Below are 13,375 nucleotides of genomic sequence, written 5' to 3' on the forward strand. Positions count from 1 at the left end.
CAAGCTGTACGAACTGCCCTGCCCGCTCTGCCTGTTGCAGCGAGTTGGCTTCGTCGCGGTTGGTGTTGGTCTGGGCCTGAACCTGCTTTATGGCCCGCGGCCCCAACACTATGCGATCATGCTGATTGCGGCGCTCTACGGCGGCAGCGTGTCGGTGCGGCAGATCCTTCTGCACATCGTGCCGGGAACCGGGCACTATGGCTCTCCGGTGTTGGGCCTGCACTACTATACCTGGGCTGCCATCTGCTTTTTTCTGATCCTGTTGGGCACCGCCATCATGCTGATGTTCGAGAAACAGTATGTCTCGGACACGCGCGCGGAACCACGCTTTGGCGGCAGCACATTGGCAAAGGTTGCGTTCTTCATCATGCTGGGTCTTGCGGTGCTGAACGCCGGTTCGACGCTGTTGGAATGCGGTCCGGGCATCTGCGCCGACCCGCCGACCAGCTACAAATTGATTGACGAACTGGACACCAACAACTGAGGATGGGGCAACCGTCCAGACAGGAGGCGCGACGATGGGACTACTGGGGCAGCCGCTGGGCTATTATGACTACCTGACATTCGTAGCGCTGATCCTACTGCTTGCGGCGGTCATGGCCTTGTTTCTGTTCATCATGGGCCTGCCCGGCCGCATCGCAATCAAACGGAACCACCCCCATGCCGAAGCCGTCAAACTGATGGGATGGATGGGATTTCTGGCGATCATCCCCTGGGTGCACGCCTTTATCTGGGCCTACCATGATGGCATGACCGTGGACATCCGCCGCTTGCCCGAGGGCGAGCGCGAAGCGATCCGCAAGGAGATCGAGCGCCTTGGCGGGCAGGTCAAGGACGAGTACCGGGCCCCTGCTGCAGACGACCCACAGAAAACCTGACGCCGAAGGAAATCCACCACTATGTTCGTCGCCCTCGGCATCACGCTTTTCTACATCATTTTTGTCTGGTTCATTTTCTTCAAAGCACAATGGCTCAAGTTCAACATTGTCTGGGGGATCGTGTCGTTCTGGGTCGGCGCCCATCTGCTGCTGATCTTCCTGGTCGCGCTGCGGTTCTTCCAACCCTTCTCGATCGACAGCCACGTGGTGCGGTCCACCATCCAGATCGTCCCGAAACTGACCCAACCGACCATCCTGACCGAGGTCTTGGTCGAACCCAACACGCCCATCACCAAGGGTGATCCGCTGTACCGGTTTGATGACACGGTGTTCAAGCTGGCCGTCGAGAACGCGCAGGCCCAACTGGTGGCTGCGGAGCAGAACGCCAAAATCCTTGAACAGGACGTGATCGCCTCGACCGAGGCGGTGGAGCGCGCCAATGCCCAGCTGGCTTATGCGATGACGCAGAAGGCGCGCTATGAAAACCTGGTGCCTGCCGGGGGTGCGCGTCAGGACGAGCTGGATCGCTGGAACGAACAAGTGACCGAAGATCAGGCTGCGGTCAAACAGGCTGAGGCCAATCTAAGAAAGGCGCAACTTGCGCAGGAATCACAGATCGACGGAGTGAACACCGGTATCCTTCAGGCCAAGGCGCAGCTGGCCGAAGCACAGTATTTCCTCGATAATACAACGATCTACGCTCCTGAGAACGGTATGATCGTCTCGCAACAGGCCCGTCCCGGCCTTGTGGTCGGTGATATCCGACTTGGGGCCATCGCCAGCTTCGTGACTGAGGATTCGCCCTATATCCTGGCCACATACCGCCAGCAGAACCTGAAATTCGTCGAACCCGGTCAGCCTGTCGAGGTCGCGCTGGACCTGTACCCGGGTGAAATTCTGACCGGCAGGGTCGAGGCCATCTGGTGGGCCACCCGGCAGGGGCAATACCTGCCTTCTGGCCGCCTGCCGGGGTTCGAGCTGCCCAAAATTCCCGGGCGCATCGCGGTGCAGATTTCGGTCGACGTCCCCGAAGGGCATACCTTCCCCGCTGGCGGGCACGCGGCCGTGGCCATCTATACCGGGCAAGGCACAAGCTTCGAGTTTCTGCGCCGCATCAACATCCGCCTCTATTCCTTCGCCAACTTCATCCGACCGTTGGATATCTGAGCATGACACACATGAACCCGGACCATCCGCGCAGGCCACGAAACCGCCGCCACATGTTGGTTGGCACCGCGCTGAGCGCCGCGTTGCTGTTTGCATGCACCCCGGTCGGGCCGGATTTTGTGCGCCCCAACTCGCCGGTCGTGAAACAGTGGATGGAGGCCAACAGCCCCAGCGCCAGCCAGGCCAGCGGTCTGACATCACGCAGCGCCCCCGTGGTCAAATGGTGGCAGAGCTTCAATGATCCGACCCTGAACAAGCTGGTGGCCGAGGCCTATGCCCAGAACCTGACGCTTCAGGTCGCAGGCGCGCGCGTGTTGCAGGCCCGCGCGCAACTGGGCATCGCCTTCGGCGAGCTCTATCCGCAATCTCAGGCCGTGGGCGGATCATTGGAGCGGCGCCGGATCAGCGACAACCTCGGTCCCATTGCCGATATCAACCGGATCATTCCGCTGGATACCGAGTTTTCGACGTCGCAGGTGGGATTTGACGCCCAGTGGGAACTGGACGTCTGGGGCGCGCAGCGGCGCGGCGTGCAGGCGGCGCGATCGAACCTGGCGCTACAGGTCGCCAACTATGACGATGCGCTGGTGACGCTGACGGGCGATGTGGCCGCGCTGTACATCAACATCCGCGCCCTGCAGGAGTCGCTGGCCGTCGCGCGCGAGAACATCAAGCTGCAGCAGGAAGCCAACGATCTGACCCAGTTGCGGTTCAACAATGGCGTGACGACGGAATTGGATGTGCAGGAGTCCACCGCCCTGCTGAACAACACCAAGGCGCTGGTGCCGACGCTGGAAAGCGATCTGCAGCAGGCCAAGAACGCGCTGGCGGTTCTGTTGGGCACGACACCGTCGCGCATGACCGGCCTTCTGGGAACGTCCGGGCGGATCCCGTCAGCAAGATCGAACGTCGCCGTCGGTGTTCCGGCCGAACTGCTGCGCCGCCGCCCCGACGTTCGCGCCGCAGAACTGGCTGCAGCCACGCAATCGGCGCAAGTGGGCATTGCCATGGCGGACCTGTATCCGCAGTTCATCCTGTCGGGCTCGATCGGCCTGCAGGCGTCCGGCGGGCGCGACCTGTTCAGCTCGAACAGCACCACAGGTCTGGCCAGCGCCGGCGTGGTCTGGAACGTTCTGAACTATGGGCGGATCAAGAACAACGTGCGCGCGCAGGACGCCGCCTATCAGGCGCTGATCGCCAACTATCAGAACACCGTGCTGACCGCCTATTCCGAGGTCGAAAGCGCCATGGTTGCCTATGCCCAGGCGCGCAAGCAGGTGACGTTCTACCAACGCAGCGTCGACGCAGCGCGCAAGGCCGCCGACATTGCCGTCAGCCAGTATCGCGACGGCATCGCAGACTATTCCCGCGTGCTGAACACGCAGACCGCGCTTCTGCGCTCGCAAGCCAACCTGATCGAGGCGCGCCAGCAGGTGTCGTCGAATCTGGTCGCGGTCTACAAGGGTCTGGGCGGGGGTTGGCAGATCCGTCAGAATCAGGAGTTTCTGCCGGAAACCGTACTGGCCGAGATGTCCTATCGCACCGATTGGGGGGACCTGCTGCAGCAGGACCCAACACGCGCAAGTCTGAACTAGGCGCTATTTCGTTAGGCCCGTCAGGCCGCCAGAGATCAGGATGTTCACCTCGTAAAGGATGCGCGGCGCGGCCAGACCGCCTGGGCTGGCAAGATAGTTGGGGCTCCACTCCGGGTCGAACTTTTGCTTGAAGGCGCGCAGCCCCTCGAAGTGATAGAACTGCTCGCCGTGCTCGTAGACGAAGCCGCCGATCCGGTTCCAGAGCGAGGCGAGTTGCCGGTTCTCGATCCCGGAAAACGGCGCGGCCCCCAATGAGAACCAATTGAACCCTTGGCCGGCGCCCCAGTTCATCATCTCGGCGAACAGAGCATCCATGACAAAGCTGGGGCAGTCGGGCTCGTACCGCATCAGATCCAGCGACAATTCCGACTTGTTGCCACCCTGAAACAGGTTGGCAAAAGCCACGATGCTGCCAGTCTCGCCGTTCTTCAGAACCGCATGATCGAAATAGGACAAATACTGCTCGTCGAACCCGCCCAAGGCAAAACCCTTTTCCGCGCCCGCCTTGCCTTCCAGCCAGTGATCCGAGATCTGGCGCAGCTCGGGCAGGACCGGTGCAAGCTGTTCTTTGGGAATGATCTCGAAGACATATCCTTCACGCTCGGCCCGGTTCCGGGCCTGACGGAACCGCTTGCGGGATTTGCCGTCCAGCGTGAAGTCCTTCAGCGGAACCCGGGCAACCTCACCGATCTTGAGGATCGACAGCCCGAGGTCCAGAAACGTGGGCAGGTACTTGGTGGACACGCTGTAAAATGCGCAGAGCTTGCCTTCGGCATCGGCCATTTCGCGCAACTGCCAAATCAGCTGCTGGCCGGCGGCCTCATCGCCGACAGGCTCGCCCTTGCTGATCAACGCGTTGCCGGAATCGGCATAGGCCAGAAAGGCGCTTTCATCTGGCGCGATCAGGAACTGTTTGTCGCCGGTCAGGCTGATCTGCGCCTCGGTGTCTTCGCTGGCAAGCGACAAACGTTCGACCGCCGCAGGAATCTCGGTGCGGTGACGTGCGGGGATGGTGCGTCCGAACAGCGAGTTCACGGCCACCACCCCGACGATGACCGCCACCACCATGCTGGAGCGCAGGAACCGCGAGGCATCGCCATTCCATGCAAACTCCCACCACAACGCGTTTTCGTATTCGACATGGGAATAGGCGAACAACCCGATCCAGAAGATCACCGCCAGCAACGCGATCAGACTGACCAGCCAAGGAATGTTCAGCCGGAAGATAGAGGCGCCGCTTACCCGGTAGAAAGCCCCCCGAAACAGGGCCAACAAACCGATGGCTGCAAGCATTCCGATGGCCTCATGCGTATCCAGCCCCTTGGCCAGCGACGCGAAGAACCCGGCCAGCATCAGGATCATGGCAACGATCCATGCCCGGTAGAGCTTGCGGTACAGCCCCCGCGCCACAAGCAGCAGCAGAACGCCAATGGCGCTTCCGGCCAGATGCGATGCCTCGACGAAGGACAGGGGCAGAAACTCGCGCAGGATCCCCAGCTTCGTCGAGCTGGCAGGCAAGGTGCCGGACACCAGAAGAACCACACCGGCCACTGCCGCGATACCGGCAGCCACCATCGGCACGATTGGCCGGACGGCCCGATAGAACCAAGTGGCCGCGCCGCTGATGTGATGCCGATGTGCCAGCGCCGAAGCGATAGCAATCGACAGGCTTGCGATGGCAAATGGCAAAAACGTGTAGACAACCCGGTAAAGCAGCAACGCGGCAATCACGTCCGAGCGGCCCGAGGCCCCCAGCCCGGCGATCAACGTGGCCTCGAACACACCGATTCCGCCCGGCGCATGGCTGAGAATCCCAACTGCGATTGCGCAGATATAGATGGTGAAGAAATACGGATAACCGACGCCTAGATCGTCGGGCATCAGAACATAAAGAGCCATCGACGCGCCGAACAGATCCCCGATTGCGGCCAGTGTCAAAAGGCTGGCCAACTTGCCTCCGGGCAGGTCAAATCCCACTCCGCCAAAGGCCAGCCGACGCCCGCCTTTGGCCAGCCATACAAACAGAACCAGCAGACCGACCAGCAGGGCAACCCCGATGACCGTTTCAAGCGTTCCACTGATCGGCAGCGCTTGGGCGATCCCGTCTGGATGAAGCGTCATCATTCCGCCGAGGATCAGGATGAGGCCCATCCAGAAAGCCACCCATGATGTGGCGATCACACCAGCGACCCGTCCCAGATCCAACCCCAGCGACGCATAGATCCGATAGCGGATCGCCGTGCCCGTGATGTACGAAAATCCGAGGCAATTCGACACCGCATAGCCGCTGGCCCCGGCCATGGCCGCGATGCGAAGGGGGACCGTTCCCCCCGCCACGCTCTGCACGGCGAAGACGTCATAGAAGGACAGAGACAGAAAACTGAAGGCCGTCCAGAACACGGCAAGGAACATCACCCGCCAAGACGTTCCGGCAATGTCAGATTGCACGTCCGACCATTTCACATGGCTCGACAGGTCGTGCAGCACCGTCAACGCGATCAGCGTTATCACCACAGGTATCGCAAGCCTGACGACCGGCTGCTCCAACAGACCGGTCACCCGGGCAATCAGGATTTCCGCCCGCGAGTTTTCGCCTGGGTCTGCTGTGCTCATATTGATTTCCCTGCCCATGGGCTTGATCAAGCCTGCGGGAAAACTCTTGCACAAATCGTTTGGTATTCAAAGCTATGCTGCGCTGGTGAATGGCGGGCGGTTCAGAAGCGGCCTTTTCGGGTGGACAGAAGCAGATTGGTCTCGGAGCGGGTCACGCCTTCGATGCGGCGGATCTGGAACAGAACCTCGTCCAGTTCGGCCAGCGTCTCGGTCCCGATCTCGGCGATCAGGTCCCATCCGCCATTGGTGGAATGCACCGCCCGCACCTGCCGCATCGCCGCGATCCGGGCCATGATGCGCTCGGTCCCGCGCCCTTCGATTTCCAGCATCATCAACCCGCGCACCGGGCTTTGCGCGACGTCGCGACGGGTCAGGACAGTAAAGCCCACAATCTCACCCGATTGCTTGAGCCGCTGCAGCCGGCTGCGCACGGTCGTCCGCGTTACACCCAGCACTTCTGCAAGCTCTGACAAGGACGCGCGAGCGTCTCGATGAAGGGCGCTGAGCAAGCGGCTGTCCAGATCGTCCATTCCGTGTTTCCAATTTGGATTTTCGGATTTCATTTTGAGCATTTTGCCTCCTTCACGCAACCCGCATTGCACCGCTAAATGAACGTATGGATACCAAATCAGTCATTCTCGTTGGCGCCGGCATGGACGTCGGCAAGCGGCGCCAGGGTTGCCGGATGGGACCCGACGCGTACCGCGTGGCCGGAATCGCCGAGGCTCTGTCCGACCTCGGGCACACGGTCACAGACTTTGGCGACACCCGCCCGGACACTGTCGACACTCCGCAACATGATCACCTCTTTGCCCTACCCGAATGCGTAGGGTGGACTCGGGCTTTGAAACGGGTCGCGCAACAGGCGGCCCAACAAGGTCTGCCGATCTTCATGGGCGGGGACCACGCCCTGTCGATGGGCACGGTCTCTGGCATAGCCGCCCATGCGCAGCAGATCGGGCGCCCACTATTCGTGCTTTGGCTGGACGCGCACAGCGATTTCCACACGCCCAACAGCACCGGCAGCGGCAACCTGCATGGCACTCCGGTGGCCTACTTCACGGGCCAGCCCGGGTTCGACGCCTTCCCCGCTTTGGATGCTCCGATACCCACGGACCGCGTCGGCATGATCGGCCTGCGTTCCGTTGACCCGGCCGAGCGCGCCGCGCTGGAGAAAGACCGCGCCATGCTGGCCGACATGCGCAGCATCGACGAACACGGCATCAAGGCCCCGCTGATGGCCTTTCTAGACCGCGTCCGTGCCGCGAACGGTATTCTGCATGTCTCTCTGGACGTGGATTTCCTTGACCCCGCCATCGCGCCGGCCGTCGGCACCACCGTTCCCGGCGGCGCGACCGAACGCGAAGCGCATCTGGCCATGGAACTGCTGCACGAAAGCGGGCTGGTCTGCTCGCTGGACCTGGTCGAGCTGAATCCTTTCCTGGATGAGCGCGGCCGTACCGCGAAACTGATGGTCGATCTGGCCGCCTCGCTGCTTGGGCGCCGCATCTTCGACCGCATTACCCGGAGCTTCTGATGCATTCCCTTCAGGCCCCTTCGGCGGTGGTCATGATCCGGCCACACGCCTTTGCCTCGAACCCCGAAACCCGTGACGACAATGCGTTCCAGACGCTGGCCAACCGCTCGGCCGAGGCGACCTCGGCCGCCGCCCGCGACGAGCATGACCGCGCGGTCGAGCAACTGCGCAACGCCGGCGTGACCGTGCATGTGTTCGACGATTTCGGTGACAACGACACGCCCGACAGCGTGTTTCCGAACAACTGGTTCTCGACCCATCCGGGCGGACACGTGGCGATCTATCCGATGTTCGTCCCCTCGCGCCGGCGCGAACGGCGGATGGATGTGATCGAGATGCTGAAACGCGACTATCGCGTACAGGACGTGATCGACTATTCCGGGCTCGAGCAGGACAACCTCGCGCTGGAGGGCACCGGTGCGATGGTGCTCGATCACGTCGGGCGCATTGCCTATACCGTCAAATCCAACCGCGCCGACCCAGTGCTGCTGGAACGGTTCTGCACCCATTTCAACTACGAGCCCATCGCCTTCGAGGCCCGCGACGCGCAAGGCCGCGATGTCTATCACACCAATGTTCTGATGGGGATCGGCACACACTACGCCCTGATCTGTCTGGACATGATCACTGACCCCGAGCGGCGCGCGACCGTTCGGGCGCGGCTCGAGGAGTCCGGGCGCACGGTGATCGACCTGACCCATGACCAGATTGCTGAATTTGCCGGCAACGCCATCGAACTGACGGGCCGCGACGGGCTGGTTCTGACGCTGTCCAGCCGGGCTTTGGCCGCGCTGCGCCCGGATCAGATCGACATCATCCAGGACAGCGCGACGCCCCTGCCGTTGTCCGGTCCCACCATCGAAACCGCCGGCGGGTCGGTGCGCTGCATGATCGCAGGCATCCACCTGTCACGCCGCTAGGAGAGACCCCATGCAACCTTCCGACAAGGCGCTTGTTCCCTTCGTATCCGTCGACAACATGATGCGGCTGATTCACCACATCGGTGTCGAAAGAATGATCACCGAGATCGCCGCCCAGATCGAGGACGACTTCAAACGGTGGGAGAGCTTTGACAAGACCCCGCGCATCCCGGCCCATTCCCCGCATGGCGTGATCGAACTGATGCCGACCTCGGATGGCGAGGCCTATGGGTTCAAATATGTGAACGGCCACCCCAAGAACACTTCCGAAGGCCTGCAGACCGTCACCGCGTTCGGCCTGCTTGCGGACGTGTACACCGGGTATCCGACCCTGCTGACCGAGATGACGATGCTGACGGCGCTGCGCACCGCGGCCACTTCGGCGCTTGTCGGCAAATATCTGGCCCCAAAAAACGCCTCGACGATGGCGATGATCGGCAATGGCGCGCAATCCGAGTTCCAGTGCCTGGCCTTCAAGGCCATGTGCGGAATTGATACCGTTCGCCTTTACGACATCGATCCCGCCGCCACCGCGAAATGCGCGGCCAATCTGCAAGGGACCGGGTTGAAGGTGGTTTCGTGTCGCTCGGCCGAAGAGGCGATCGAGGGCGCGCAGATCATCACCACCTGCACCGCCGACAAGAAATATGCCACCATCCTGACCGACAACATGGTCGGCCCCGGTGTGCACATCAACGCGATCGGAGGCGACTGCCCCGGCAAGACCGAATTGCATCGCGACATTCTTCTGCGGTCCGACATCTTCGTGGAGTACCCCGAGCAGACCCGGATCGAAGGTGAAATTCAAGCGCTGGACCCTGACCACCCGGTCACCGAGATGTGGCAGGTCATCACCGGCCAGGCGGAAGGTCGCCGTGACGACCGGCAGATCACTCTGTTCGACAGCGTCGGTTTCGCGATCGAGGACTTCTCGGCTCTGCGCTACGTCAAGCGCGCGATCGAGGGAACCGAGTTTTTCGAGCCCCTGGACATGCTGGCGGACCCGGACGATCCGCGCGACCTGTTTGGCATGCTCATGCGGGCCAAGTGAGCCGTATCGCCCTGTTTTGCGGTTAGGCCGGATGGGGGCGCTGCCCCCGTTCAGTCTTTGCGACACTGAGGTATTGGGTCCACTGAGGCACCGAGACTTCGTGCCGCCCGAATTTTCTATGCGCGCGGCAGAGCCATGCATCACAGCCCGTGCCTGGATTGCCCAAAACCTCAGCCGGCAAGCGATGGCAGATACAGAACGATCGCCGGAAACGCGACCAGCAGCGCAATCGTCACCGCATCAGCGACGAAGAACGGGGCCACGCCCTTGAACACATCCTGAACACTCAGGTCCGGGCGCACGCCAGCGACCACGAAGCAGTTCAGGCCGATTGGCGGCGTGATCAGACAGAACTCGGCCATCTTGACCACCAGAATACCAAACCAGATCGCGCACATGGGGCCCGACATGCCGAATGTGCTGTCGGCCGCGCTTACCGCCTCGCCCCCGTTCAGGGCCATGACGGCAGGATAGACCACCGGCAGAGTCAGCAGCAGCATCCCGATTGCATCCATGAACATGCCAAGCACGGCATAGGCCAACAGGATACAGATCAGGATCAGCATGGGTGACATATGGAGGGAGGTGATCCAATCCGAGAACGCCCCAGGCAGGTCGGCGAAACCCAGAAAGCGCACGTAGATCAAGACACCCCAGATGATCGAGAAGATCATCGCCGTCAGCTTGGCGGTTTCCAACAACGCCGACTTCAGCTCGGTCCAGCGCATGCCGTGAAACAGCGCAAAGCAGAACACGATGAATGCACCGATTGCGCCGCCCTCGGTCGGCGTTCCCCACGCCTTGTCACCAAATGGGTTGTAGACAAAACAGATGATGATCAGGATTACCGCGAAGATCGGCAGCGCACCGGGCAACGCGGCAAAGCGCTGTTTCCAGGTAAAGCCCCGCACCGGCGGACCCACGTTTTTGAAGAAAACCGCTATACCGATGATCAGCAATCCGTAGATCACCGCTGAAAACGCACCGGGGATGAACCCGGCGAGCAGCAGCTTGCCCACGTCCTGCTCGACGATGATCGCGTAGATCACGAGGATCGCGGAAGGTGGGATCAGCGACGCCAAAGTACCGCCTGCGGCCACGACGCCTGCGGCAAACCTTTTGTTGTAGCCGACGTCCAGCATCTCGGGGATGGCAATGCGGGCAAAGACGGCCGACGTAGCCACCGACGCGCCTGACACGGCTGCAAAGCCGGCGGTCGCGAAAACCGTGGACACCGCCAAGCCACCCGGCACCCAGGCGACCCAGCGCTTGGCCGCTTCGAACAACGCCCGGGTCAATCCCGCGTAATAGGCCAGGTATCCGATCAGGATGAAAGTTGGGATCAGGCTGAGCGTGTGCGAGGCCACTTTGGAATGCGGCACCTGCCCCGCCGTCTTGACGGCAACGGTCAAAGCCTTACCAAACCGATCCGGGTCGTATCCGAATTTGGCCCAGAATATCCAGACCAGCCCTACCAGCCCTGCAAGGCCTGCGGCAAACGCAACGCGCATGCCCCCGACGACAAGAACCAGCAGGCCGCCCGTGACCCACAGGCCGATTTCAATCGTGTCCATTTGTCAGTCCTGCCTCTCAAACTGCTCGGCTTCGGCCGCGGCCTGCGCGGCGGCGTCCTGGATCAGTGGCACCGCAACCGGAGATTCCAGCCCCAACAGGAACGCCCGACCATACCCCCAGATCTGGAGACACAACCGCAGACACAAAACGGAGAAGGCAACTGGCGCCAACAGCTTGGCGGGCCAGATCGGAATACCGATGTCGATCGAGCTGTCGCGGCTCCACATCGGTGCGCCGAAATCAAACGATCGATCGAAATGGGACCAACTGCCCCAGACCAAAGCCAGCATCAGGACCAGGATCAGCACGACCGAAATCAGCTCGAACAACCACATTGCGCGCCCGTGCAGCCGTGCGATCACGATGTCCATGCGGATGTGCCCGCCGTCCCGCTGCACATAGGAAATGCCAAGAAACGCGATCAGAGGCATGGCCTGCTCGATCCAGTCGACATAGCCCGGCAATGGCGCGTTGATCGCGTTGCGTCCGCTGACGGACACAACAGCCAACACCATCAAACCGAAAACGGCGATGCCGCTGAGTAGGGCCAGAAATCGTTCAAGTCGCAGCAATTGCCGGTCGAGACGGCTCAGGAGGCTGCCGTCCTCCAATACCGTGGCGTGTCCTGCCATCCGGTTGTCCCCTGTTCCAGATGAGTCCGGGGGCGTTTCAGCCCCCGGCTGTTTTTTATCAGTTGCCGCCGCGCTGCTGCTTCAGCGTTGCCTGCACCAGGTCATAAAGTTCCTGCGCCGGCAGGCCTTGGGCGGACATGTCGGCAATCCACTGGTCGCGGATCGGGTCGGCCGCCTTGGCACGGAACTCGTCCAGAACGGAGTCATCGATCATCACTTTCTGAACGCCCTTTTCTTCGAGCACGCCATCCCACTTTTTCAGCAGCTCACCGTAATTGGTCAGGTAGTGGTCAATCGCCTCGTCGATCGAGCTGTCCAGCGCCTCACGGTGCTCGGGCGGCAGTGCTTCATAGGCGTCGATGTTCACGACCACCGGGCAGTTCACCGTGCCGGGGTTCAGGTTCGCGGTCCACCAGTCGGCCTCATTGATGGTGCCGAAAGACAGGTGTGCGTGCTGAGCAAATGCGACGGTGTCCACAACACCGGACTGCATCGCATTATAGGCTTCGGTCGCCGGAACCGATGTCGGAACGGCACCCACGGCCTCGAACGCCTGACCAAGGCCCCCGGTCGCACGAACGCGCATACCTTCAAACTCTGCCAGTTCGTCACGCGGCTCGCCTGTCCCGACCAGATTGTACTGCGGCATCGGCGAGGTCATGAGGATCCGAGCGTTCCACTGAGCCATCTCTTCCTTGACCGCAGGGTGATCGTAGACCGCGTGGCTGACGGCCACTTCCTCATCCAGTGTGTTCACACCCAGGAACGGCAGTTCCAGGACGGTGATCGCGCGGTTCTTGTCGCGATGGTAACCAGCGCAGAACTGGGCCATCTCGAAGGCGCCGATTTCGATGCCGTCCAGGTTTTCCTTGGGCTTGGAAAGGCCGCCATAGCTGACGTTGATGGTGAACGCGCCATCGGTTTTCTCGCTGACCAGTTCGGCCAGTTTCTCAACATGTTCGGTGAAGGCACGGCGCTTGCCCCAGACCGAGGCATTCCACTCGGTCGCAGCCGCCTCGGTGACAAAAGCAACGCCAAGGGCGGCGATGGCCGCTCCGCTCAACATCTTGTTCATAATGATCTCTCCCATTGGTGCACCCCCTCCCGGGGCGCTTGCGAGTCAAGCTAGCGCCAACATCGACATGTGCCAAGCCCCGCCGCCCGGATGTTGCACCCGTGAAAGCGCTGATTTCTGCACGGCTCAGAAAGCCCCGCCGACACGGTCGACCCACAGGAGAAAAGGCGTCACTCTGGACCGTTAACAACCATTAGATCTGTAAATAATTGTTTTTTATCGTGTTATCGCAAACTCAAATCGGTCGAATTTACAAAATACCCCGAGAAACGGAAAGTTGTTTACAAACAAATTCAAGGATTACGGCAATTTATTTCTTTCTTTTCTCGAAG

General features: G+C 61.3%; 12 protein-coding genes. 7 read left to right on the forward strand and 5 right to left on the reverse strand.

The features are described from left to right. The 4 genes from AC2FM5_RS00805 to AC2FM5_RS00820 form a co-directional block, all read left to right on the forward strand. On the forward strand, positions 1 to 484 hold a 484-nt coding region (locus tag AC2FM5_RS00805), incomplete at its 5' end, for a disulfide bond formation protein B (protein WP_496733345.1). Between the two features lie 34 nt (positions 485 to 518). Continuing rightward, positions 519 to 878, forward strand: a complete 360-nt coding sequence (locus AC2FM5_RS00810) for a DUF3302 domain-containing protein (protein WP_093961840.1) — start codon at positions 519 to 521, stop codon at positions 876 to 878. A 21-nt stretch (positions 879 to 899) separates the two neighbouring features. Further along, positions 900 to 2,045, forward strand: coding sequence for an HlyD family secretion protein (locus AC2FM5_RS00815; RefSeq protein WP_170439525.1), 1,146 nt, complete (start codon positions 900 to 902; stop codon positions 2,043 to 2,045). A gap of 2 nt (positions 2,046 to 2,047) precedes the next feature. Next, positions 2,048 to 3,640 (forward strand): efflux transporter outer membrane subunit, encoded by a 1,593-nt coding sequence (locus AC2FM5_RS00820; protein ID WP_170433072.1) that lies wholly within the window; start codon positions 2,048 to 2,050, stop codon positions 3,638 to 3,640. A 3-nt stretch (positions 3,641 to 3,643) separates the two neighbouring features. Here AC2FM5_RS00820 and mprF read toward each other — a convergent pair whose 3' ends face one another. Together mprF and AC2FM5_RS00830 are read right to left on the reverse strand one after the other, a co-directional pair. Beyond that, complete coding sequence (mprF, locus tag AC2FM5_RS00825; protein WP_496733348.1) at positions 3,644 to 6,253, reverse strand: bifunctional lysylphosphatidylglycerol flippase/synthetase MprF; 2,610 nt, start codon at positions 6,251 to 6,253, stop codon at positions 3,644 to 3,646. A 101-nt stretch (positions 6,254 to 6,354) separates the two neighbouring features. After that, positions 6,355 to 6,783, reverse strand: coding sequence for an Lrp/AsnC family transcriptional regulator (locus AC2FM5_RS00830; protein WP_093961837.1), 429 nt, complete (start codon positions 6,781 to 6,783; stop codon positions 6,355 to 6,357). A gap of 86 nt (positions 6,784 to 6,869) precedes the next feature. Here AC2FM5_RS00830 and rocF point away from each other — a divergent pair, with 86 nt between their 5' ends. Genes rocF through ocd form a run of 3 tightly spaced genes read left to right on the forward strand, consistent with a single transcriptional unit; the run spans position 6,870 to position 9,761 of the window. After that, complete coding sequence (rocF, locus tag AC2FM5_RS00835) at positions 6,870 to 7,790, forward strand: arginase (RefSeq protein WP_496733351.1); 921 nt, start codon at positions 6,870 to 6,872, stop codon at positions 7,788 to 7,790. Then, positions 7,790 to 8,710, forward strand: a complete 921-nt coding sequence (gene ctlX / locus AC2FM5_RS00840; RefSeq protein ID WP_496733353.1) for a citrulline utilization hydrolase CtlX — start codon at positions 7,790 to 7,792, stop codon at positions 8,708 to 8,710. The genes rocF and ctlX overlap by 1 nt, the downstream gene beginning before the upstream one ends. A 10-nt stretch (positions 8,711 to 8,720) precedes the next feature. Beyond that, positions 8,721 to 9,761, forward strand: coding sequence for an ornithine cyclodeaminase (gene ocd, locus AC2FM5_RS00845; protein WP_170437256.1), 1,041 nt, complete (start codon positions 8,721 to 8,723; stop codon positions 9,759 to 9,761). A gap of 170 nt (positions 9,762 to 9,931) precedes the next feature. On the opposite strand, the gene AC2FM5_RS00850 is transcribed toward ocd, so the two are convergent. From AC2FM5_RS00850 to AC2FM5_RS00860, 3 genes are read right to left on the reverse strand one after another with little or no spacing between them, the layout of a single operon-like run. Then, a complete protein-coding gene (locus AC2FM5_RS00850; protein ID WP_170437255.1) occupies positions 9,932 to 11,335 on the reverse strand; it encodes a TRAP transporter large permease in 1,404 nt (467 codons plus the stop codon). Positions 11,336 to 11,338: 3 nt separating this feature from the next. Next, the gene (locus AC2FM5_RS00855) at positions 11,339 to 11,968 is read right to left on the reverse strand and encodes a TRAP transporter small permease subunit (protein WP_093961832.1); all 630 of its coding nucleotides are present in this window, start codon (positions 11,966 to 11,968) and stop codon (positions 11,339 to 11,341) included. Between the two features lie 58 nt (positions 11,969 to 12,026). Then, positions 12,027 to 13,043, reverse strand: a complete 1,017-nt coding sequence (locus AC2FM5_RS00860; RefSeq protein WP_496733499.1) for a C4-dicarboxylate TRAP transporter substrate-binding protein — start codon at positions 13,041 to 13,043, stop codon at positions 12,027 to 12,029. Positions 13,044 to 13,375: the final 332 nt, after the last annotated feature.

It is taken from the genome of Ruegeria sp. BHSA162 (genome assembly GCF_059613385.1).